Source organism: Vibrio sp. 10N.247.310.24, assembly GCF_041467175.1.
Classification (GTDB): domain Bacteria; phylum Pseudomonadota; class Gammaproteobacteria; order Enterobacterales; family Vibrionaceae; genus Vibrio; species Vibrio tasmaniensis_A.
Genome location: NZ_JBFSUD010000072.1, coordinates 1 through 23,323, shown reverse-complemented (window position 1 = coordinate 23,323; position 23,323 = coordinate 1). Strand labels below are relative to the sequence as shown.

Sequence of the window (23,323 nt, the reverse complement as noted above, 5' to 3'; positions counted from 1 at the left end):
GGGAGTTCGAATCTCTCCACCCCTGCCATATTTAAGGCTCTAGCAGAAATGCTAGGGCCTTTTTGCTTTCTGAAGCTAATTATACGCCATTAGCAAAGCAGCGGATTCTCCGGCTTGCCAAAATAGCGCGTGTTGGGAGTCTAAACCTCTACTCCTGCCACATACAAAGCCTCAGCAGAAATGCTAGGTTTTTTTACGTCTGTTGCTTCTTCGAAGCAATGTTGGGAGAACTAGGCGTCCTCCTAACTTACCAGTTTGGTTGAATCTCCGGAGTGCCGACTCAGTCCTCCTCTGGCATATTTAAGGATCTAGACTGCACGCCCCGGTAGAAAGACTAGACCCTTCTTGCTACTGCATCAGATGTTCTATAGAGAAGTTTCGGTTCTAGAACATTGGTGTGCGAAGCTTTACTCTAATTACAATTCCTCTTCGATCGTGGTTCTCTTTCTACACTTTATTATGCTTTCAATACTTCACTTGAAAAGAAGGCCATGTATCTTTACTTAATTTATTTCCGTAAATACTTTGTGTTTATCTTCGCTCGAATGCACTCAAACTGGTGGTTGCTTGTTGGCCTGTTTGGAAGCGTTAGGTACGACAAAGAGTCGTGATTGCAGATAGCAATCATGACTAAAGTAGTGGTCAGAGATAGGGAGCAACTTGTAGGCTAGAGAGGCGTGCTTGTTGATGGACACAGGTACAAAAAAGGCCGCTTATACTAAGCGACCTTCGTTTATATTTTTCGGTGTTAATCCAATTCTTTCTCAGCTTGTTTCGCTTTTTCTATCATTGGAGTGATTGTTGATCCTTGAGCCAGAATAGAGAATACAACAACAGCATAGGTCATAACGAGGATTATCTCTTTAACATCTATTGCCTTGTCTTCAATCACCCAGATACCTGAAGGGATTGAAAGTGCCATGGCTAGAGCTAAGCCTCCGCGTAAACCACCCCAAGTTAGAATCTTAGTTGACCACGGGTTGTAAGTTCTAAAGCGTTTAAATCCAATATAAGACAAGAAAACACTTAGGTAGCGAGCACTCAATACTAGAGGAACTGCGAACGCCATCAAAATCCAATCTTCTTGGTGGAACTTGAATAGCAGCATAGACATACCAATCAACAAGAATAGTACGCCATTTAAGAACTCATCTATTAATTCCCAGAAATGGTCTAGGTGATCCTCACTTTCCTTAGAAAATCCGATGAAGCGTGTCCAGTTGCCTATCATGATACCAGATACCACCATTGCTAATGGTCCAGATACATGCAGAACCTCTGCAAAAGCATAACCAGCTGTAGGAATACCGATGGTTAATAGCAACTCCATCGAGTGGTCATCGGTGTTGCTGATTAGATAGTGGAATATCAAACCTAAAACAAATCCGTATACGATACCGCCAATAGCCTCTTGGACGAATAACATGGTCACGCTACCTACAGTCGGTGCTTCTGTGCCGAACGCAATGGTAAATAGGGTTACGAAGATGACTAGGCCAAAACCATCGTTGAATAGAGATTCTCCCTCTATTTGAGTAGAGATTCGTCTGGGAGCATCGAGCTTCTTCACTATTGCTAATACAGCTATTGGATCGGTTGGAGATATTAGAGAACCAAACAGTAAGCAATAAATTAGGTCAAATTGAATACCGATAAATTGACAGAATCCATAAAGTACAAAGCCAATAAAGAATGTCGAAAATAGTGTAGCACCAAGAGCGAGTACCGTTATTTCCCATTTCTGATCTTTTAGATTAGGTAACTTAATCCCCAAACCACCTGCAAAGAGTAAGAATCCCAGTATTCCTTTCAGGAGGAAGTCTTCAAAATTGATACTGGCAACGGTTTCTGAGGCGATGTCAGCCAATTGGAACCAATTGTTTTGTCCCGCAATGATAATCAATAGAGATAGCATCATTGAACCAGCTGTGATGGCGATGGTTGTCTGCATTTTACCAATTTTGGTATTAACGAAAGCAATAAGCATGGCAGCAGCGGACAAGAAGCATAAGGTGTAATAGACCGACATTGGGAACTCAATATGTAACAAAATATGAATATTAATTCTCGTTCTCTCATGCTCAAATAGCAAACATTTTTTTGTCATGACTTGGTCATTTACTTCATATTTTAGACGTCTAGACTCCTTTTGAATGTGTGGTAGGATGGAGAGATAATTAAAGGAATGAGGTTGTATCGTGGGAAGTAATGTAAGGCAAAAGATTGAGGCTCTGTTGAAGCAACGAATTTTACTGATTGATGGTGGTATGGGTACCATGATTCAGGATTATAAATTGGAAGAGCAAGACTATCGCGGTGAGCGATTTGCTGATTGGCATAGTGACTTAAAAGGTAACAATGACCTTTTGGTACTTACGCAGCCTAAGCTTATCAAAGATATCCATATGGAGTATTTGGAAGCCGGTGCTGATATCCTCGAGACCAATACCTTTAACGCTACAACCATCGCTATGGCCGACTATGATATGGAAAGTCTTAGCGAAGAAATTAACTATGCTGCTGCTAAGTTGGCTCGTGAAGCGGCAGATGAATGGACAGTGAAGACTCCTGATAAACCCCGTTTCGTGGCGGGTGTGTTAGGTCCAACTAACCGAACTTGTTCTCTCTCTCCAGATGTTAATGATCCGGGCTATCGTAATGTTAGCTTTGATGAACTTGTTGAGGCTTACTCTGAATCGACTCGTGCGCTTATCAAGGGCGGTTCAGACTTAATTCTTATTGAAACTATCTTCGATACGTTAAACGCGAAAGCGTGTGCTTTTGCGGTTGAATCTGTCTTTGAAGAAGTAGGTATCATTTTACCGGTTATGATCTCCGGTACTATCACAGATGCATCTGGTCGGACGCTTTCCGGACAAACAACAGAAGCATTCTATAATGCCCTTCGTCATGTAAAACCTATCTCATTTGGATTGAACTGTGCATTAGGTCCAGATGAATTGCGCGAATATGTCGGTGAGATGTCTCGTATCTCCGAATGTCATGTTTCTGCACACCCTAATGCGGGTTTACCTAACGCATTTGGTGAGTATGACCTTTCTCCCGAAGATATGGCTGAACACGTCAAGGAATGGGCTGAAAGTGGTTTCTTGAACTTAATTGGTGGTTGTTGTGGTACGACGCCAGAACATATACGCCAAATGGCAGAAGCTGTTGAAGGTGTAACACCGCGCCAATTACCAGATTTACCCGTCTCTTGTCGTCTCTCTGGTTTAGAGCCATTGACGATATCCAAGGAATCTCTGTTTGTTAACGTGGGTGAGCGAACTAACGTTACGGGCTCTGCTCGCTTTAAGCGCCTTATCAAAGAAGAGCTATATGATGAAGCTTTGAGTGTGGCTCGAGAGCAAGTTGAGAATGGCGCTCAAATTATCGATATCAACATGGATGAAGGGATGCTAGACGCTGAGGCGTGTATGGTTAAATTCCTTAATCTATGTGCGTCTGAGCCTGAGATCTCGAAAGTGCCAGTCATGGTCGACTCTTCAAAATGGGAAGTTATTGAAGCGGGTCTGAAATGTATTCAGGGTAAAGGCATCGTTAACTCGATCTCATTGAAGGAAGGGAAAGAGAAGTTTGTCGAACAAGCGAAACTGGTTCGCCGATATGGTGCTGCCGTTATCGTGATGGCGTTCGATGAAGTTGGCCAAGCTGATACTCGAGAGCGTAAGGTTGAGATTTGCACTAATGCCTACAATATTCTGGTTGATGAAGTGGGCTTCCCACCTGAAGATATTATTTTTGACCCGAACATTTTTGCTGTGGCGACAGGTATTGATGAGCATAACAACTATGCGGTCGATTTCATTGAAGCTGTAGGGGACATCAAACGAGACTTACCTCATGCGATGATTTCTGGTGGTGTATCGAATGTTTCGTTCTCATTCCGAGGTAATAACTACGTTCGTGAGGCTATCCACGCAGTATTCCTATACCACTGCTTTAAAAACGGTATGGATATGGGCATCGTAAATGCTGGGCAATTAGAGATTTACGATAATGTCCCTGAGGATTTACGTGAAGCCGTTGAAGATGTGGTTCTAAACCGCCGAGATGATTCCACTGAGCGCTTGCTAGATATCGCAACTGAATATCTAGAGCGTGCAGTTGGAAAAGTTGAAGATAAATCTGCTTTAGAGTGGCGTACCTGGCCAGTAGAAAAACGCTTAGAGCATTCCTTAGTGAAAGGTATTACCGACTTTATTGTTGAAGATACCGAAGAAGCTCGTGTTAATGCCTCTCGCCCTATCGAGGTGATAGAAGGCCCATTAATGGATGGTATGAATGTGGTTGGTGACCTCTTTGGTGAAGGTAAGATGTTCCTTCCTCAAGTGGTGAAATCTGCACGTGTTATGAAGCAAGCGGTAGCCCATCTAGAGCCATTTATCAATGCAACCAAAGACGTAGGTGCAACTAACGGAAAAATCTTACTTGCGACCGTAAAAGGAGATGTTCACGATATTGGAAAAAATATTGTGGGCGTTGTCTTGCAGTGTAATAACTACGAAATTATCGATTTAGGCGTGATGGTTTCATGTGAAAAAATCCTTAAGGTCGCTAAGGAAGAAAACGTCGATATCATTGGCCTTTCGGGTTTGATCACTCCTTCCCTGGATGAGATGGTGCATGTTGCGAAAGAAATGGAAAGACAAGGCTTTAAACTGCCTCTTCTCATCGGTGGAGCAACCACATCTAAAGCGCATACAGCCGTTAAGATTGAACGGAACTACTCTGAGCCTGTGGTCTACGTAAACAATGCTTCACGTGCGGTGGGTGTGTGTACTTCGTTGCTATCTAACGAATTGAAACCTGCATTTGTTGAGAAGTTGAATATTGATTACGATCGCGTTCGCGATCAGCATAATCGTAAGAAGCCTCGTACTAAACCGGTCACTCTTGAAAGAGCACGTGCTAATAAAGTAGCTATCGATTGGGATGCTTACACGCCACCGGCACCCGCTAAACCGGGAGTTCACATCTTTAATGATTTTGATGTGGCAACTTTGCGTCAGTACATCGACTGGACTCCATTCTTTATGACATGGTCATTGGTCGGTAAATACCCTGCAATTCTTAGTCATGAAGAAGTGGGCGAGGAAGCGAAACGCTTATTCAAAGATGCCAACGATTTATTGGATCGAGTACAGAAAGAGAAATTACTTGGAGCTCGTGGGATGTGTGCGATGTTCCCTGCTAACAGCGTTGGCGATGATATCGAAGTGTATACCGATGAATCTCGTACTGAAGTGTTAAAGGTTTTACACAACCTTCGTCAACAAACCGAGAAGCCAAAAGGTTTTAACTACTGTTTGTCTGATTACATCGCTCCAAAAGAAAGCGGGAAAGCGGACTGGATTGGCGGTTTTGCCGTAACGGGGGGGATTGGTGAACGTGAATTGGCTGATGAATACAAAGCCAATGGCGATGATTACAATGCCATCATGATTCAAGCGGTTGCTGACCGATTGGCTGAAGCGTTCGCGGAGTATCTGCATAAAGAAGTGAGAAAGGATATTTGGGGTTACTCGCCAGATGAGGACTTGTCTAACGACGATTTGATTCGTGAGAAGTACCAAGGTATTCGTCCAGCTCCAGGTTACCCTGCTTGCCCAGAACATACAGAAAAAGGAACGTTGTGGGAGTTGATGGACGTTGAAAAAGCGATCGACATGTCACTAACAACGAGCTACGCGATGTGGCCTGGTGCTTCAGTGTCTGGTATGTACTTTTCACATCCTGATGCCCGATACTTTGCGATTGCACAGATTCAACAGGATCAAGTGGATAGCTATGCCGACCGTAAAGGTTGGGATATGTTGGAAGCTGAGAAGTGGTTAGGCCCAAACATTAACTAGTTTGAATCTATAACGAGCTTTGCTTCGCAATGTAAAAAAGAGAAAGGGTTGCTTAATAGCAACCCTTTTTGTATCTGTAATTTAGTTATTTATCTGTCGATGATAAACGGACTACCTACTCAAATAACTCTTGATGAAGTTTTTGAATCGCCAACTTAGACACAGATTCATCTAGCAAGAAGCATAGGTTGTGTGGGCTTGCTCCGTAACAAATCATACGTAGGTTGAAATCTTCTAGAGTGCCGAATACCTGCTTTGCATAGCCTTTGCTTTCGCTCATGTTGTTACCAATAAGAGCAACAAGGCATAGGTCGTGCTCAATATCTACGGAACACAACTCTTCAAGCTCAAGGCGAGCGGCTTCAGGTAACTCAGGAGCACCACCAGAGGTATCGGTTTGATCGAGAGTAAGTGAGACACTGATCTCTGAGGTAGTGATAAGATCGACTGAGATCTTATGTTTAGCCAGGATCTCGAATACCTTTGCCAAAAAACCATAGGCATGGAACATGTTAGCGCTGCGTAGCGTAACCATGGTTTGGTTGCAGCGTAGGGCAAGCGCTCTGAACAGAGGAGAGCTTTCAACTTGTTGACGAATCCATGTTCCACCAAGCTCTGGTGCTTTTGATGAGCCGACAAAAACAGGGATTTGATGGCGTAGTGCAGGAACCAGAGTTGAAGGGTGTAATATTTTCGCGCCAAAGTTTGCCATCTCAGATGCCTCACTGAAGCTGATCTCTGGGATAGGAGATGCTTTCGATGCGATGCGTGGATCTGTGGTGTAGATGCCTGGAACATCAGTCCAAATTTCTAAGCCAATCGCTTGTACCGACTCCGCAATCAGTGCAGCTGAGTAATCACTGCCGCCACGACCTAACGTTGTGGTGTTACCTTCGCTGTCGGCACCGATAAAACCTTGGGTAACGACAACTTGTTCTTCGCAAAGTGGAATCAGTTTCTGCTGTGCAAGGGCTGCAATATCTTCCAGTTGTGGTTCTGCTTTACCGAAATCATCATTGGTGCGCATCACTTCTCTGATATCAAAACGAGCCGCTGGTGTACCACGTTCGCGAATGATTTGAGCGAGGATATGTGTCGACATCAGTTCGCCACATGCCACTAGGTGATCGGTGAGTTTGGTACTGGCTTGGAATGATGCGGCTTCTGCAGCGCTCGCAATATCATCCAGAATACAGTGCATATCTTTTTCAATGCTAATTGGGTCAGCTAGCTGAGCAAGAATCGTATTATGAATGTCGGTTAACTGTGTCACTAGTTCTTGGCGACGAGTTTTATCTTGAACACCATTCGCGAGTTCAACAAGCAGGTTAGTCACGCCAGAGCATGCGCTACTCACGACCAGTTTCGTATTTGAGTTGTTTTCAATAATGGCAGCACAACGGCTCATTGCTTCAAAGTTGGCAACACTTGTTCCACCAAACTTAGCGACATTAAAAGAACCAGCTACATTAGATGCACTCACGATATATCTCCCACGATTTCCTAAAATAAAATTACTGTTGGGTAATCCAACGTCCGATGTTTTTCGAAGAGAGTTTTAGAGCAAAAAAGAGAGGAATTATTAGAATAGTAACCTCAGAAGCTCTTCACCATATAGAAATGGCGACAGTTAACGGGATTCAGCCCGCTCAACCGATAATAAAGGTCCTGCATCCTTTTATTATCTCGGCACTGCTCCCCATGAATGTTTTGTATTGGAAATGCGGTTCCACAAAACACCTGCCTGGGCAGTGCTCCTCTTCTGCTAGATAGCCATTTCATTGAACGTGTTTGCGCAAATAATGTCAATCCGTAACGTGAGATAATTGAAAAATAATTTTAACAATTATGTGACACTGGTTTGACCTCAATACTTATGGCTAATTGCTGAGGTAATCAATTTGCTTTAGGGTGGACTGTTCACAACATTAACGTAAGGGATGTACATGTCTAATTTAACACTCACTGCTGCTATCGATAGTTTTTATCCGCCACACCGAACGTTAATGGGGCCGGGGCCTTCAGACATTTCTCCTCAAGTTTTACAGGCCTTAAGCCGTCCAACCATTGGTCACCTCGACCCGCTATTTATTGCGATGATGGATGAGCTTAAACAACTTCTTAAGTATTCATTCCAAACAGAGAATGAATTTACGATTGCTGTTTCTGCTCCAGGCAGTGCGGGCATGGAAACCTGTTTTGTTAATTTGATTGAGCCTGGTGAAAAGGTCATTGTTTGTCGTAACGGTGTTTTTGGTGAGCGTATGCGCGAGAATGTTGTTCGCTGCGGTGGTGAAGCGATCCTTGTTGATGACGAGTGGGGTAAGCCCGTTTCAGTTGAAAAGGTAGAAAAGGCATTGGCTGAAAACCCCGATGCTGTTGCTGTCGCATTTGTGCATGCCGAGACGTCTACTGGCGCGTTATCGGATGCTCAAGCTATTTCCGCAGTCGCTCGCCAGTTTGATGCATTGTCGATTGTGGATGCGGTGACATCATTAGGTGGTGTGCCATTGTTGGTTGATGAATGGCAACTCGATGCGGTTTATTCAGGCAGTCAGAAGTGTCTGTCTTGTGTACCTGGTTTATCTCCCGTGACGTTCTCTCAACGTGCTGTCGATAAAATGAAAGCACGTCAAGCTCCCGTACAAAGCTGGTTCTTGGATCAGAGCTTGGTATTAGGTTATTGGAGTGGAGAAGGTAAGCGTAGCTATCACCACACTGCGCCTGTGAACAGCCTATATGCTCTGCATGAGTCGTTGGTTTTATTGAAAAATGAAGGCCTGGATAATGCGTGGTCACGTCACCATGCGATGCACCAAGAGCTTAAAGAAGGCGTAGAAGCACTAGGATTAAAGTTTGTGGTTGATGAAGAGAGTCGCCTACCTCAATTGAATGCGCTTTACTTCCCTGAAGGGATTGATGAAGCCAAAATAAGAACGCAGCTGTTAGAAGAATATAATCTTGAAATCGGTGCAGGCCTTGGCTCTTTAGCTGGGAAGGCTTGGCGTATTGGTTTAATGGGTTATGGCGCTCGAAAAGAGAATGTAGCCTTATGCTTAAAAGCGTTGCAAGACGTTCTAAAATAGTAGCTATAAGCTGAAGTTCAAAAGAAAAGCGCACGAGAGATCGTGCGCTTTTTTGTGCCTAACCGAAAGGTCAGAAATGGTGCTTTAGTTCCGAGATCTAAACATCACTCAGCAGACGACAGGTTATCTTCTTGTGATACTCTTTTATACTGAATCTTGGAAAAGTCTCGATTTGGGAACAAGAAGCTCGCTTCACTGCGAATTTGTTCTGCCTTGCTGTGATCACCTAATCCTTGATACGCGAGAATCAGGTTGCTGTAGAAAGCAGGCCTTGGCTTACTCTTTATGATCTCTAACGACCAATCTATATAAGGCTGGATCAGGCTAGGATCGGCTTTGTAGAGGCCGATATTTAGATAGGTACTGTACACGTCCCAATCATAGCGATCTTTCCATACTACGGGGTTCGTTACCTGCTTAAGAATGTCCGGGTTTTTCGGCTTAGACATTTCAAATTTAGTGAGTACATAATTGGTGTGTAAGGCACTCAGCATGTAAAAACTCACCAAGATAGGAACGACTAAGCTCGACACTCTGAATAGGGTTTTACTGACGATACTAAACGGCTGCTGATAGTGGCGAGAAGTCCGTTGATCGACCCAGTAAATCAAAATGATAAAGGTTATCCAGTGAATCGCCGAGTGGTAAAAAGGATACTCAAGCTGAGAATGTAAGAGTATTGGTATGAACAGCGCAAGTAGTGCTAGACGTGTTCCTTTCGCTGAGTTAGCTATGCGTGACATCACCAACACCGCAGCAATCAAGATCCCGATGATTGGTACTATTCCGCCCTCAACCCCCCAAAACAGGAACTCATTGTGTGGGTGATCCATTGAAGGAAGGCCGGGATGATAATTTGGGTTGAGTTGATGCTGGCGAGCTGTGTATAGCGTGTACTCGGATTCGAATTTCCCGTAGCCATACCCTGTAAATGGCTTTTCGATCATCATATCGAGCGCTTGCGGAAAGGTATAAGCTCGTGGGCTTTCTAAGTTAGCCCTTTTGCTTGCGAGGCTATCAGTTGTACTGAGGCTGATCACCGAAAAAGCGACGACGATACCGACTACCACTGATACACACCATCCGTAGAAGCGCTTCTTGGTCGAGAACTTGTAAAGGTAAGGCAGAATGCAGACAAACCCGATTACGGCAGCCAACCATCCTGTACGTGATGCAATGATGATCAGCAAAGGTACGGTTAAGGTTGGTGTCAGGTATAGTAAGAATGACTCGCTAATTTTGCGATTATATTTAGCAGGCTGTCTCGCTAAAAGATAAGCTGAAAGCACAAAACCGGTAGCTAAAAAGCTGGCCATAACATTCGGTTGTTGAAATATCCCATAAGGTCTATTGGCCGCAGTGTTATAACCAAATAGGTTGCCAGGTTCCAGTAAGAAATATTGCACATAGCCAAAAAGTGCTTGTAGGACGACAGCAAGAACAATGAACCACAACATGCGTTGTTTGTGTTTGTTACTGAATTTAAATTGCTGAAGCACCACGAATAAAGCGAAGCCCGCCCACAATCCCAGTAGTCGGCCTGATGCGGCTTGAGGAGAGGCGTTGCTGTAAATAATGGGCAACGTCAGTATCACGCAGCTTATTAGCAAGCCAACGGTTAACTTTGAATATTTGAGTGCTCGGTTAGTGGCAAGCTGGTAGAAGCCAATCGCCAACGTAAAGCTAAGAGCTAACCAAGTGGTTGGATTAAAGGATAAAGCGAGGCCTGAGCCTCCAGGATTGGGCATGAAAAAGTGCATGGCTAATAAGAATATAACAGCTAAAGAGGCAAGGAATGCCTTGTTAAGCGGAAGCTGAGTTCTCTGATTTTCTAGCTGGGTACCGCTAGTATGTATTGTTGCCATAAATCCCTAACCTTATAAAAACAGAGCTTGTTCCTTCTGAAAAAAGCCCTGTTACTTTAACATTTTTCTGTCTGCTCGCAGGGAGCTATTTTACACCTACTTCAAATTTAACATAGGCTTAAGGAAGCGAGCAGTGTGCGAACCTTCGACTAACGCCACATCTTCAGGTGTACCTTCTGCAACAATTTCACCGCCTCCTTGACCACCTTCAGGGCCAAGATCTAGGATCCAGTCCGCTGTTTTGACGACGTCTAGGTTATGCTCAATCACGACAACCGTATTACCGTGATCCCGTAATCTATGCAGTACCGTTAACAGTTGCTGGATATCGTGGAAATGTAGGCCTGTTGTTGGCTCATCGAGAATGTATAAGGTTTTCCCCGTGTCTCGCTTAGATAACTCTCTTGCTAACTTAACACGTTGTGCTTCACCGCCAGACAAGGTTGTTGCTGCTTGTCCGAGGCGAATGTAGGAAAGGCCAACATCCATTAGGGTTTGCAGCTTACGAGCGATAACGGGTACCGGGTTGAAGTATTCACGAGCATCTTCGACAGTCATCTCTAGAACTTCGTCAATGGTTTTACCCTTGTAGCGGACCTCTAGAGTCTCACGGTTATAACGCTTACCTTTACACACATCACACGGTACATACACATCTGGCAAGAAATGCATCTCTACTTTGATGACACCGTCTCCCTGACACGCTTCACAGCGACCACCACGAACGTTAAAACTGAATCGACCTGGCTTGTAGCCACGAGATCGTGATTCTTGGGTACCTGCAAATAACTCACGAATTGGCGTGAAAATACCAGTGTAGGTTGCAGGGTTTGATCTAGGGGTGCGACCGATAGGGCTTTGATCAATATCGATCACTTTGTCGAAATGCTCTAAGCCTTTTATCTTTTTGTGCTGTGCCGGAACCGCAGTGGTTGCACCGTTTAATTGAGTGTGAGCAACTTTAAAGAAGGTGTCATTGATTAGTGTTGATTTTCCTGACCCCGATACCCCCGTAATACAGCTGAACAAGCCTACAGGGATTGTCGCAGTGACATTCTTTAGGTTGTTTCCTTTCGCGCCAACGATCTCGACGACCTTTTTCTTGTTGATAGGCGTTCTTTGTTTTGGTACCGCAATTTCTTTGGCGCCGCTCAGGTATTGCCCTGTTAAAGAGTTCGGATTTTCGATGATGTCTTGCATGGTACCTTCTGCCACCACGTGACCACCATGAACACCTGCGCCTGGACCTATATCGATAACATGGTCAGCGCAACGAATCGCATCTTCGTCATGCTCAACAACAAGTACGGTATTTCCTAAGTCTCTTAGGTGAACCAGAGTTTGTAGTAGACGTTCATTATCACGCTGGTGGAGGCCAATCGATGGTTCATCCAGCACATACATAACACCCACTAAACCGGCTCCAATTTGACTTGCTAGACGAATTCTTTGCGCTTCACCACCTGACAGTGTTTCTGCACTGCGTGATAGGTTCAGGTAATTCAAACCAACGTTCACCAAAAAATGCAGACGATCATTGATCTCTTTCATCACTTTATCAGCAATTTGTCCACGCTGGCCGTCTAACTTCAACTCTTGGAAAAATTGTAGTGCGTCAGCAATACTGAGCTGAACGATTTCTGGCAGTGTGGTATCGCCAATAAAGACATTTCGAGCTTCTAATCTTAAGCGTGTACCATCACAGCTAGAGCATGATTTCGTTGATATGTACTTGGCAAGATCTTCACGCACCGCGCTAGATTCAGTGTCGCGGTAACGGCGTTCCAGCGTATTTAAAATACCTTCAAAGGGGTGACGCTTGACTCGGATATCACCACGATCATTGATGTATTTGAATTCAACTTCAGTTCTACCAGAGCCCTTGAGGATGATCTCTTGAGTTTTCTTTGGTAAAGAGTTGAACGGAGCATAAAGGTCAAAACCATAATGGTCTGATAGCGATGTCAGCATTTGGAAATAGTAATAATTTTTCTGATCCCAGCCTTTTATCGCACCTTCTGCAATGCTTAGGTTCTCATCTAAAATTACTCGAGTTGGGTCAAAATATTGTTGAACACCAAGTCCATCACACGTACCACATGCACCAGCAGGATTGTTGAATGAGAATAGGCGAGGCTCAAGTTCTTGCATGCTGTAGCCACACTTTGGACAAGCAAAATTAGCCGAGAACACGATCTCTTCTTGTTCTTTATCATCCATCCAACCGACTACAGCGATACCGCCAGAGAGCTCTAATGTTGTCTCAAACGATTCAGCTAAACGCTGTTGAAGATCTGGGCGAACCTTAAAGCGATCAACGACAACTTCAATGGTGTGCTTCTTGTGCAGTTCCAATGTTGGTGGATCGGACAAATCACAGGTCTCGCCATCAATACGGGCACGGATAAAGCCTTGAGCCGCTAGGTTCTCAAGCGTTTTAACGTGCTCACCTTTACGTTCTTTGACTATCGGAGCCAAAAGCATCATCTTTGAACCAGCAGGCAGTTCTAAGACTTTATCGACCATTTGACTGATGGTTTGTGCTGCAAGAGGGGTATTGTGATCAGGACAGCGTGGTTCACCGACTCGCGCGTAAAGCAGTCTTAGGTAATCATAGACTTCAGTGATGGTGCCAACCGTTGAACGAGGATTGTGAGAAGTTGATTTCTGTTCTATCGAGATGGCTGGAGATAAACCTTCGATGTGGTCGACATCAGGCTTTTCCATGAGAGATAGAAATTGACGAGCATAGGCCGACAGAGACTCAACATAACGACGTTGACCTTCTGCGTAGAGGGTATCAAACGCAAGTGACGACTTTCCTGAACCTGATAATCCAGTGATAACCGTTAGCTTATCACGGGGTATGGTTAGGTTAATGTCTTTGAGGTTATGCGTACGAGCGCCTCTAATTTCTATTTTATCCATCTCAACAGACCATGTAATTTTAAGTGGCTAAAGTATTACATAGAGTGAGATTTGTGCAAAGTTTTACTGGATAAAAAAACAGTAAACAAAAAAGGGTGACTCAAAGAGCCACCCTTTCTACCAATTTAAACGTTGATTATTAACCCGTTGTCACGCTTCTTTCTTTGTCGAGTGCTTACCTAGTTCGATTTGCTTTTGGTCTTTTTTGTATAGATTTTCAAAGCAGTAGTTTGTTGCTTCGATATAACCTTCAACACTACCGCAATCAAAACGTTGGCCTTTAAATTTGTAAGCCAACACACAGCCTGCTCTTGCTTGTTTTAGCAATGCATCAGTGATTTGGATTTCGCCGCCTTTGCCTGGTTCAGTCTGCTCGATCAGTTCAAAGATATCTGGAGTCAGAATGTAGCGGCCAATGATCGCTAGGTTGCTTGGTGCAGTACCTGGTTCTGGCTTTTCTACCATGTCATCGACACGGAAAAGATCGTCTTTGATCATCTCGCCCGAGATAACACCGTATTTATGAGTTTCGTTTTCAGGCACTTCTTGTACTGCAACGATTGAGCAACGGAACTGCTTGTATAGCGCAACCATTTGAGCCAGAACGCCTTGCTGCTCGTTCACACAAAGGTCATCAGCAAGCACAACGGCGAAAGGCTCATCACCCACAAGTTCACGACCAGTCAAGATAGCATGGCCTAGACCTTTCATTTCGCGTTGACGAATGTAGGTAAAGTTTGCTGCTTCAATCGTCTCACGAATATTGATCAGCAAGTCTTCTTTATTGGTACCGCTAATTTGGTGCTCTAGCTCGTAGTTCTTATCAAAGTGATCCATCAGTGAATGTTTACCACGGCCAGTAACGATGCACATTCCATCCATACCGGCTTCGATAGCTTCCTCTACACCGTATTCAATCAGAGGTTTGTTTACTACAGGCATCATTTCTTTCGGCATTGACTTAGTTGCTGGTAAAAAACGTGTACCGTAGCCTGCTGCCGGGAAAAGGCACTTTTTGATCATGATAAGACCCTTTATCTATAATAATTATTGATTCAACTGATTTGTTGATATTTCTGAGGGCAACTCTAGCATATGTTATGTCGAAATTTCAGCAACAATACCAATGATTACTCGAGCTTCCCTCAAAATTATTGTCAGATTAGAGGCGGAGTGGTTATGCAAGCAAGTTTTGGTTTGCCCATGCAATAGCTTGGACTCTATTTTTCACCGCTAACTTACGGAATATTTGATAGAGGTGGGATTTGACCGTGAATTCGCTAATGAAAAGGTCATCGGCTATTTGAGTATTTGATGATCCTGATTGAAGGCAGCGAATGACTTGGATTTCACGAATAGTTAAATCAACATTGGTTGGGGTCGTATTGGTATTGACCATATTACGATAATAAAACAGAAGCTGATTAGTCACCTTCCTAGGTAGCCAGTTGTCACCATCGATCACTTCTTGAAGACCACGAGCAATCTTGTCCTTTTGTTCAGTGTTGTAAAAGAGTCCTTTTAGTACCCCATAGGTAAGAAGCTCTGAGGTTGGAAGTTGCTGGGGGACATTGAATAAAATGATTTCGTGATTTTTCCACATAACAGTCAGGTTAGGACAAATAACCAGTAGTTGTGGTACCCCTCTATAATCGACGAGCAAGATCCGGTTACTCTGCTTTCTATCAACTAACATTAATTCGTCGGGTGTCATTTTGTAGAGAATAATAGATAAGTGCTTTTCTATCTCCTTTACATGTAGATAGGTATCGTTTGGGTCGATGCACAGAAAGTGTAAAGTGCGAGCGTATCTTGATTTTCTCATTGAAACGTCCTGTTTGAGTGGGATTAGATTCCACGTTGTCATGCAGGCTTTCGCTTCTCTAGCGCCTTGATAGTGACTTGCGTTGAATATCAATTATCAAAGTAAATGAGTGGTTTGTAAGTGGAGAAAAAAGCAACATCGCTCTGAATATCATGATTTGTTACGTTTTTATTCTTTGTGGTGGAGTGAGAATAGGAAGCGATTTATCACAGCAGAAAAGCATGCTATTCTTGTGCGCTAAAATTTTCTGAGACTATGAATTTAGACGGAGCAAATCATGGCTAGCCGTGGAGTTAACAAAGTTATATTAGTGGGTAACCTAGGTAATGACCCTGAAATTCGTTACATGCCAAATGGCGGTGCAGTAGCGAACATTACCATTGCAACGTCAGAGTCATGGCGTGACAAAGCAACTGGCGAACAGCGCGAAAAAACAGAATGGCACCGTGTTGCTCTGTTTGGCAAGCTGGCGGAAGTTGCTGGTGAGTACCTACGTAAAGGTTCCCAAGTTTACATTGAAGGTCAACTTCAAACGCGTAAATGGCAAGATCAAAGCGGTCAAGATCGCTACACAACAGAAGTCGTTGTTCAAGGCTTCAACGGTGTAATGCAAATGCTTGGCGGTCGTGCTCAAGGCGGTGCTCCTGCCCAAGGTGGTATGGGTAACAACCAACAGCAAGGTAGTTGGGGTCAGCCACAGCAGCCACAACAACAGCAGCAACAATACAGTGCGCCAGCTCAACAGCAGCCGAAAGCACCTCAACAAGCTCCTCAGCAGGCTCAACCTCAATATAATGAGCCGCCGATGGATTTTGATGATGACATCCCATTTTAACGAAAGACAAATTTATAAATGTTGAAAAACACACTAAAGGCCGCTAATAGCGGCCTTTTCTTTTATTTTTCTAAAAAAAGTGTTTATTTTTCAAGTTGAATTTGTATATTATTTATGTACAAATTATTATGTTGATTTCTTTGGTGTGGTATGAAGATTGCGATAAAGAAGTTTGTAAGCGGTGAGCGTTATGTCTTTTTACTAGACGATGACGGCATGCCTGATTTTTGGGTGACGCACTTTGTCACTATGAAACTCAGAAAGGATATAACGACATCCTCAATTCAACAGTATCTAAAGTCCATCAAACACTTAAAACTTTGGGAAAGTATAACTGGCAGAGATCTGCTTGAAGAGATTTACAATGGTGTCATACCAACTCTCGATGATATCAATGCTCTGAAAGAGCATTGTAGCTATCGGGCTAGCGTTTTCAAAAATCAGACTAAAACAAATGTTATCGATATGGGCAAATTTCATCTTTCTAAATCAAAAGATAAGCCAACCGTCACAAAGTCCCAGTATATCACTCGCATAGCTCACATTACTGAATATCTGCACTTTTGTGGGATAGAGCGAGTTAAGAAAATGCCTTCTGCTGTGCAGTTATCTGATGCGCTTGACGTAATGAAGAATCAGCTAAAAAGCGGTATGCCGAAGGATCGTTTAAAAAGCAAACAGATGGCTATGGATAAATCAGGGATTTCAGATGATGTATTTGAAGATTTTGTTGCCGTGGCTAACCCCAACTCTGAACATAATCCATTTAGTAACTCTGTCATTCGGTTCCGAAATTACCTCATCGTTCAAGTTTTGTATGAAACAGGCTTTAGACGAAGTGAATTAGCAGCTCTAAGAGTTGGCGACATCGGTACTGACACTGACAACTCCACCTTGTCAGTTGTACGCAGACATAATAGTAAAGAAGATCCTCGTTTAGATGAGCCTACGGCAAAGACGCTTGGTAGAACCGTTCCAATCTCGAAAGAACTGAGAGATTTACTAAATATCTACGTTAGAACATATCGTTTTCAGACAAAATCGGCCAAAAAACATCCATTTATATTTGTTTCTCACAAAGCCAAACTCGGAAGCTACGAATCGGGTCAACCGCTTGTTAAGCAAACGATAAACGATATTTTTAATCGTATTCGGAAGGTTAATTTTGAACGTTTTTGGGGTATAACGCCACACAGCTTTAGGCATTATTTCAACCATCAGCTATCTAAATGTATTGACCAAGAACGAGAAGCGGTTAAGCAGGAAGTACAGCGATTAGAAGCTGAAGGGAAACACCAAGAAGCCAAGCAATACGCAAACGATAATACCATCACCGAGCAACGCGAGCTGGAAATCAGAGCAGAGGATAATGGACATTCCGACCCAAATTCTGGTCGGCCTTATTTGAAACGAACTGTGATAGAACAAGCGAATAAGATGCGAAAGAAGATGCATGCAAATTTAAAGCATCAGGCTGAAGTAGGTATTTATGGCTATTAATGGGCAAAAATCCAGTGGTTATAGAGATATAAAGTCAAAGTCAGACAAGCGATTAAGTAAAGCTAACTATGAGTTTGACGTTTATTCTGATAATTGGCAGTTGGATGCCAATGTGCGTTTAAATTTGGCTCTTTTAGAGCCATTAAGTCTAACTCCTAAGTTTTCTGCGTGTTTCAGACTTGCTTTGGCGGACTACGCTGCTGAGTTTTCATCTAACTATGCACGCAATATTTTTTCTTACACTCGGTTGCTATTTGAAATGGGTGTAACTGATAAAATAACAGAGCAGTATGTTATTAATTTCAAAAGTAGTTTGACCCAAAATACAGAATACAAGCTAGGATACATCCGTGCTTTTTTGCTTGATTGGCATGACAAGGAAATCTACGGTGTTGATAAGAAAGTTGTTGGCTTGCTCTCAGCGCTCAAAATTTCAGGAAATGAAAAAGGAAAAGCGGTTGCACTCGGTTGCCCGTATAGCGGCGCTTATACACTGGAGGAGCAATCAGCATTCATTACGTGGTACGTAGATGCATTTACAGAGCAGCTCTTTTCACTATACGACTATGCGTTCATCATGGCATTGCAGTACACAGGTGCTCGGCCTATTCAATTAACCCATTTGTATTATGAGGATCTACTTATAAGAACAGAGGCTGGCATTGAACACTTTGATTTACGAATACCCAACGCCAAAAAACGTAATGAAACGTTTAGAGGGTCTTACCAAATCAAAAAAGATGTTAGCGAAGACCTAATATTGGTGCTGACTGCACAGGCAAAACAATCAATAAAAATGATTGAAGAGCATTTCAACGTCAGCCTTACTAGTCAGCAGAAAAAGCAGATCCCCATTTTTATTAATGAGCGAGAGATATTGAATCTCACTTACTTTAGTGCATTTGAAGAAATACAACAGAAAACGTCTGATTTATTGTGCTTACGGACTAATGGGGCTAATCCATCAGTGACAGAAATAGTAAGAAGGTTATCTCGGCTTTGCCCTTTAAAGACTGCTCGTATTAAAGTGGATGGGGGTTGCGGTGATTTACATATTAATCCACGTCGATTTCGTTACAGTCATGCGACGAACATGGCTATGCTTGGAGCCAGCGATCATACGATAGCTGAGGAGTTAGGACATGAAGATACTCAGAATGTCACCGTGTATACCGAGTTTAATGAAGAGATGGCTGACAGAATAGACGATGCGCTAGCTACCGATCTAACCCCATTAGCTCAAGCTTTTTCTGGCACGTTAATAGACAGTGAAAAAGACGCAATTCGAGCTAACGATCCTCGTAGTAGAATTAACAATGACGAGGGCAATCCTGTAGGAAATTGTGGAACATTCGGTTTTTGTGCCAACGGCTCCGTACATTGCTATACATGCAATAAATTTCAACCTTGGTTAAATGCTCCTCATGAGAAAATGTTGAAAAGTGTCGTCTCGAAGCGAGACCGAAAGCGTGAAATGGGAGCCAGTGAGTTTGTTTTGCAAGGACATAACCGCAGCATCAATGCTATTAAGGCGGTCATTCTAAAGTGTAATGCAAGAAAGCAAGAGTTAGAAAATGAAGGATCCTTAAATGTCTAATGTTTTGCTGTTTACTCCTAGGCATAAAGTTGATTTTCAAAAGAATTATGATGATTTTATCTCATTTGCAAAAAATGAACTGATTCTATTTGAAGACATTCAGTTCAAAACCCCTGAAGGTATTGTTCAAAATGGTTGGGAATGTGATAAGTGGTCGTGGATGACGAAAAGAGGAAAAAAGCTGACGATTGTTTTTGGGATAAGTGATAGTCATTCAAAGTATACGCCTTTCCAACCTCCTTTTTCTGACTTTGCGAAAGCATATGTTCGCTACCAACAATCACTTAATAAGAAAGACTCAACTACCTGGGCTTCGTCACTGGTATTCCTCTATCAAGCATTAGAAGAGCATGCAGCTCACAATGGAAAAACTTCAGTCGATATAATGAATATCAATAGTGACATGATTAATCGCGTTGAGCAGAAGATAAGGAACAGTCGTTTAGGCGCTGGCGGAAAACGTAATATCGGCCTTTCGCTCGATAAGGTGTTGAAATTCATCAAAGAAAAACGATTTAAATTAGATCAACAAGACTGGTCAAACCCGTTTCCTCGTCAATCTGACGCGAACATAAAACTAGACGCAAAAAGTCGCAAGGAAATGGAAGATAAATGTCCGTCAGATTATCAGATGTTGCAAGTAGCAGACGCTTTTCATAAAGCTGAGACACCACGGCAGAAGTATTTTAGCAGTCTTTGCGTTATATTGATGTGCCAGCCCAGCAGACATACTGAACTGAATGGCGTGACTGTCAATTCATTACAGCAAAGTGATAAAGGTCGTTGGTACTTGACGTGGCATCCTGCGAAAGGAGGCGACCCCGTTCGGAAATGGGTGCCAGCTTTGCTAGAAGACGTTGTTAAACAAGCTTTTGAAAGACTTGTTGAGATTTCTGCTCCAGCTAGGCTTGCTGCAAAATCTGCATACTACAATCCTGATGTATTTATGTTGTCTAGTGACTCAGAAAGCTCTCAAGACAAGCCGTTGACATATAATCAGTTTGCGAAAGTGATGGGATTTAAAACAGGTAAGTCAGAAAGAGGAACCGACATTACTTGGACTACATATGGCAGCAACGTCAAGTGGCTAAATCGTTTAATTAGCGACTTGAACAATGTGAACGACTGGAAAAAGGATTTGTGTCAAGGATACATCATTCTCCCGAACAATGAGGTCGTCAATAGGTACACTAGTAAGCCAACTGGGATCGTCATTCGATTTCCTAGTTACAGGGATCTCCGCTCTATTATTGATGAACAATATAATACGTTGAATTTCCCCAATTATGGCGACATGAAAGTATGGGATTGCATCACATTAGTCAGAGATCATGAATTCCATAAGGAATTTGCTGTTAAGCCCTTCTCATGGGTTCACCTTGGGCATGGGGCTCTGAGTGATGCTATCGGCTCTGACAGAGGCTTAGATTCAATTTTTGATGAGCTTGGCATCACAGATGAAGATGGAACTCCTCTCAAACTAAATAGTCACCAATTTCGTCACTGGCTAAACACGAAATTAAAGTTAGCTGGTGAAGCTGATTGGCTTATCGCAAAATGGTCTGGTCGAGCTGATATCAAGCAAAACAAAGCTTACGATGGACGAACCCAAAAGCAAAAATCACGTCTAACTGAGCGTATTGGGCATGTTACGATTGGATCTGGTGTCATGACTACTGCTCAAGCTAACCAGTTGTTGGAGCCTTACACTGCCGAAGTACTGCCCCCGCCAATGGTTCTGCATGACCTTGGACTTCCCATCTCACTTAAAGCTTTAGGGGTTGATAGGGATGGTGTTGCTCAGTTCACAGGGTTAGGTTTCTGTGTTCATAACTATGCTGAGAGTCCATGTGTTAGAAATGGTGACTGTGAGGTTTGTAACGAGCATGTTTGCCTAAAAGGAGTGCCACACTCTCTTGAAGAGCTAAAAAACCTTGAGAGGCTATATGAAGAGCAGTTAGAGCATGCTAAAGCGAGTGCTGAAGACAATGTTTTTGGTGCAGATAGATGGGTAACGGCTCTAGGGTTTCGCTTATCGAAGATAAAAACACTAACTTTTCTGCTTGAAGACCCAAAAAACTCGGATGGTGCACTATTTCGAATTCCTGATGAGCTATCTCCGTCTCCAGTTAAGCGTTCATTGAATATAGATGAGCAGAATGCTATTCAAAGCTTTGATCTTATGGCTATGGCACTATCAGATATGAAGGAGTTATAATGGCTTTTGTCTCAGATAACAAAGAAGAGATACTGGCTGTCATCGATGGATGGACAGGTAAACTTAGCTATGATCTTTTGCTAGAAAAACTTCAGGCTGAGCTAGGTTTGAAGCGTAAACCATCTCGTTTCACATTACAAAAGCATGATGAAATCAAACATGCTTTTGATTTGAAAAAAGATGAGCTAAGGCTAAAGAAATCAGCAGCTATCGAAGACGCCAAATTGTTGCTCGAAAGCGGCGATAAACTGAGTGTTCTAATCTCTAATTTAGGCAATGATGATACAACGATTGCAGAGTTAATAAAGCAAGTTGAAAAGCTTGAAAATGATAATGAAAGGCTTAGTTCAGAAAATAAAAGACTTAGCTCTAAGAATGACATATTGCTCGAAAGGTTTGTGCGATGGCAACACAATCTTCAAAAGATGGATAACGTCGATCTCAACAAGTTAGTTTCTACAATTGATGATGGCTTGCCAGCTAAATATAGTGAGTAATTTTTGACAGTGAAAGAACCTCAATAGAATAGAGAAAGCCCTTATTACGGTTTGGCAAGGGCTGTTGAGTTGAGGTTTAGTCGCTTGGTAATTAAGGTACGACAGAATCGCTTGGTGATCACAGTCGGTTTGTTGGCATCGTAACTCACAATTGGACAAAGACGTTTTACGAGCTTCTGGCAGAATCTACCCTTGAGATAACTTGTCATATTCCAAACCGTCAACGACCACCGTCTTATAACGGTGGTCGATTAGCAAGGAATGGACAATTCCTCCCACTTCCGAACTGTGCTTGTCGATTTGCTTTATGCTGGATTTAAAGAAAGCTATTCAGTTTCATGTTCCTCCCATAAAGCATACCTCTTCTTGATTTCTCACATCGCTCTTGGTGTTTAACCTTCTGATTTTATTTGACATTTTTTTGAGTGATAGTAATGTATCTATATCAAATGTGGTGTACTGCCGCTTACCTAACATTATGAATAGAGGGCGAAAATGAGAAAACTATCGATAATTACTCTTGGGGTTGCAGACATCAAAGCGTCCGCTGTTTTTTACGAAAGCGTGCTTGATTTAAAACGGACAGACTTTGAATCGAATGAGATAGTATTCTTTGATTTAGATGGCCCAGAGCTAGCACTATTTCCAAAGTCAGAATTGGCAAAAGATGTTGGTGTATCTTCGGAAGGAACAGGTTTCGCTGGCATTACTCTTGCGCACAATGTTTGCTCTTCAGTTGAAGTTAACGAGTTACTACATAGAGCGGAGCAGTTAGGTGGCACGATTGTTAAAGAAGGGCAGCCAGTTTTTTGGGGTGGCTTTTCAGGGTATTTTTCAGATCCCGATGGCTATTTGTGGGAAATCGCCTGTGGTTCGGCAGACTACAAAGCAGAATAGCATAACCATTCATAAGATTCTTATTGAGTATAGGCTCCATGGTTGCACGAAATTGGGAGATTCCTTTCACCGCTCCTAAGCTCTTAATCGTTGAGTAGGTGCCGATAAGTTTGGGCCGAATTTTATCGGCCTAATATCTTGCTGACTTGATGTATGGAATCCACTCCCTCCTTTGCAACCTAGAGTTAGGAGAGTGAGA

General features: G+C 42.9%; 14 protein-coding genes and 1 riboswitch. Of the genes, 8 read left to right on the top strand and 6 right to left on the bottom strand.

Annotated elements, in window-relative coordinates; translation table 11 throughout:
• Window positions 1-748: 748 nt before the first annotated feature.
• The gene (locus AB6E08_RS18210; protein WP_017099430.1) at window positions 749-2,029 is read right to left on the bottom strand and encodes a sodium:proton antiporter; all 1,281 of its coding nucleotides are present in this window, start codon (window positions 2,027-2,029) and stop codon (window positions 749-751) included.
• A 169-nt stretch (window positions 2,030-2,198) separates the two neighbouring features.
• Here AB6E08_RS18210 and metH point away from each other — a divergent pair, with 169 nt between their 5' ends.
• A complete protein-coding gene (metH, locus tag AB6E08_RS18205) occupies window positions 2,199-5,876 on the top strand; it encodes a methionine synthase (protein WP_017099431.1) in 3,678 nt (1,225 codons plus the stop codon).
• A gap of 115 nt (window positions 5,877-5,991) precedes the next feature.
• Here the strand turns inward: metH and lysC are convergent, their stop codons facing one another.
• The gene (lysC, locus tag AB6E08_RS18200; protein WP_017099432.1) at window positions 5,992-7,359 is read right to left on the bottom strand and encodes a lysine-sensitive aspartokinase 3; all 1,368 of its coding nucleotides are present in this window, start codon (window positions 7,357-7,359) and stop codon (window positions 5,992-5,994) included.
• 109 nt (window positions 7,360-7,468) lie between these two features.
• Window positions 7,469-7,646: riboswitch (Lysine riboswitch) on the bottom strand.
• A gap of 176 nt (window positions 7,647-7,822) precedes the next feature.
• Here lysC and AB6E08_RS18195 point away from each other — a divergent pair.
• Window positions 7,823-8,962, top strand: coding sequence for an alanine--glyoxylate aminotransferase family protein (locus tag AB6E08_RS18195; RefSeq protein WP_372067281.1), 1,140 nt, complete (start codon window positions 7,823-7,825; stop codon window positions 8,960-8,962).
• A gap of 104 nt (window positions 8,963-9,066) precedes the next feature.
• On the opposite strand, the gene AB6E08_RS18190 is transcribed toward AB6E08_RS18195, so the two are convergent.
• The 4 genes from AB6E08_RS18190 to AB6E08_RS18175 form a co-directional block, all read right to left on the bottom strand.
• Entirely contained in the window at window positions 9,067-10,827 is a 1,761-nt protein-coding gene (locus AB6E08_RS18190) for a PglL family O-oligosaccharyltransferase (protein WP_017101389.1), read from the bottom strand.
• Between the two features lie 96 nt (window positions 10,828-10,923).
• Entirely contained in the window at window positions 10,924-13,755 is a 2,832-nt protein-coding gene (uvrA, locus tag AB6E08_RS18185) for an excinuclease ABC subunit UvrA (RefSeq protein ID WP_017101388.1), read from the bottom strand.
• A 150-nt stretch (window positions 13,756-13,905) separates the two neighbouring features.
• Complete coding sequence (gene galU, locus AB6E08_RS18180) at window positions 13,906-14,778, bottom strand: UTP--glucose-1-phosphate uridylyltransferase GalU (RefSeq protein WP_017101387.1); 873 nt, start codon at window positions 14,776-14,778, stop codon at window positions 13,906-13,908.
• 154 nt (window positions 14,779-14,932) lie between these two features.
• Window positions 14,933-15,580 (bottom strand): LuxR C-terminal-related transcriptional regulator, encoded by a 648-nt coding sequence (locus AB6E08_RS18175; protein WP_372067278.1) that lies wholly within the window; start codon window positions 15,578-15,580, stop codon window positions 14,933-14,935.
• A 277-nt stretch (window positions 15,581-15,857) separates the two neighbouring features.
• Between AB6E08_RS18175 and AB6E08_RS18170 the strand changes: the two genes are divergently transcribed.
• From AB6E08_RS18170 to AB6E08_RS18145, 6 genes are all read left to right on the top strand, one after another.
• Window positions 15,858-16,415 carry a single-stranded DNA-binding protein gene (locus AB6E08_RS18170; protein WP_009847868.1) on the top strand — a complete coding sequence of 186 codons (558 nt, stop codon included), beginning with the start codon at window positions 15,858-15,860 and terminating at the stop codon, window positions 16,413-16,415.
• Between the two features lie 150 nt (window positions 16,416-16,565).
• A complete protein-coding gene (locus AB6E08_RS18165) occupies window positions 16,566-17,915 on the top strand; it encodes a site-specific integrase (protein WP_108187560.1) in 1,350 nt (449 codons plus the stop codon).
• Window positions 17,905-19,512, top strand: coding sequence for a site-specific integrase (locus AB6E08_RS18160; protein ID WP_108187559.1), 1,608 nt, complete (start codon window positions 17,905-17,907; stop codon window positions 19,510-19,512). The genes AB6E08_RS18165 and AB6E08_RS18160 overlap by 11 nt, the downstream gene beginning before the upstream one ends.
• Window positions 19,505-21,730, top strand: coding sequence for a hypothetical protein (locus AB6E08_RS18155; protein ID WP_372067274.1), 2,226 nt, complete (start codon window positions 19,505-19,507; stop codon window positions 21,728-21,730). The genes AB6E08_RS18160 and AB6E08_RS18155 overlap by 8 nt, the downstream gene beginning before the upstream one ends.
• Entirely contained in the window at window positions 21,730-22,227 is a 498-nt protein-coding gene (locus AB6E08_RS18150; RefSeq protein ID WP_108187557.1) for a hypothetical protein, read from the top strand. Before AB6E08_RS18155 ends, AB6E08_RS18150 begins: the two co-directional genes overlap by 1 nt.
• Before the next feature lie 495 nt (window positions 22,228-22,722).
• Window positions 22,723-23,124, top strand: coding sequence for a VOC family protein (locus tag AB6E08_RS18145; RefSeq protein WP_372067272.1), 402 nt, complete (start codon window positions 22,723-22,725; stop codon window positions 23,122-23,124).
• The last annotated feature ends 199 nt before the right edge of the window (window positions 23,125-23,323 follow it).

Excerpts from the sequence above, each read along its gene's own strand:
- AB6E08_RS18190 (WP_017101389.1), bottom strand. The coding sequence starts at position 10,827 with ATGGCAACAATACATACTAGCGGTACCCAGCTAGAAAATCAGAGAACT.
- AB6E08_RS18160 (WP_108187559.1), top strand. The coding sequence starts at position 17,905 with ATGGCTATTAATGGGCAAAAATCCAGTGGTTATAGAGATATAAAGTCA.
- AB6E08_RS18210 (WP_017099430.1), bottom strand. The coding sequence starts at position 2,029 with ATGTCGGTCTATTACACCTTATGCTTCTTGTCCGCTGCTGCCATGCTT.
- uvrA (WP_017101388.1), bottom strand. The coding sequence starts at position 13,755 with ATGGATAAAATAGAAATTAGAGGCGCTCGTACGCATAACCTCAAAGAC.
- AB6E08_RS18165 (WP_108187560.1), top strand. The coding sequence starts at position 16,566 with ATGAAGATTGCGATAAAGAAGTTTGTAAGCGGTGAGCGTTATGTCTTT.
- AB6E08_RS18145 (WP_372067272.1), top strand. The coding sequence starts at position 22,723 with ATGAGAAAACTATCGATAATTACTCTTGGGGTTGCAGACATCAAAGCG.
- AB6E08_RS18175 (WP_372067278.1), bottom strand. The coding sequence starts at position 15,580 with ATGAGAAAATCAAGATACGCTCGCACTTTACACTTTCTGTGCATCGAC.
- AB6E08_RS18155 (WP_372067274.1), top strand. The coding sequence starts at position 19,505 with ATGTCTAATGTTTTGCTGTTTACTCCTAGGCATAAAGTTGATTTTCAA.
- AB6E08_RS18170 (WP_009847868.1), top strand. The coding sequence starts at position 15,858 with ATGGCTAGCCGTGGAGTTAACAAAGTTATATTAGTGGGTAACCTAGGT.
- AB6E08_RS18195 (WP_372067281.1), top strand. The coding sequence starts at position 7,823 with ATGTCTAATTTAACACTCACTGCTGCTATCGATAGTTTTTATCCGCCA.
- AB6E08_RS18150 (WP_108187557.1), top strand. The coding sequence starts at position 21,730 with ATGGCTTTTGTCTCAGATAACAAAGAAGAGATACTGGCTGTCATCGAT.
- galU (WP_017101387.1), bottom strand. The coding sequence starts at position 14,778 with ATGATCAAAAAGTGCCTTTTCCCGGCAGCAGGCTACGGTACACGTTTT.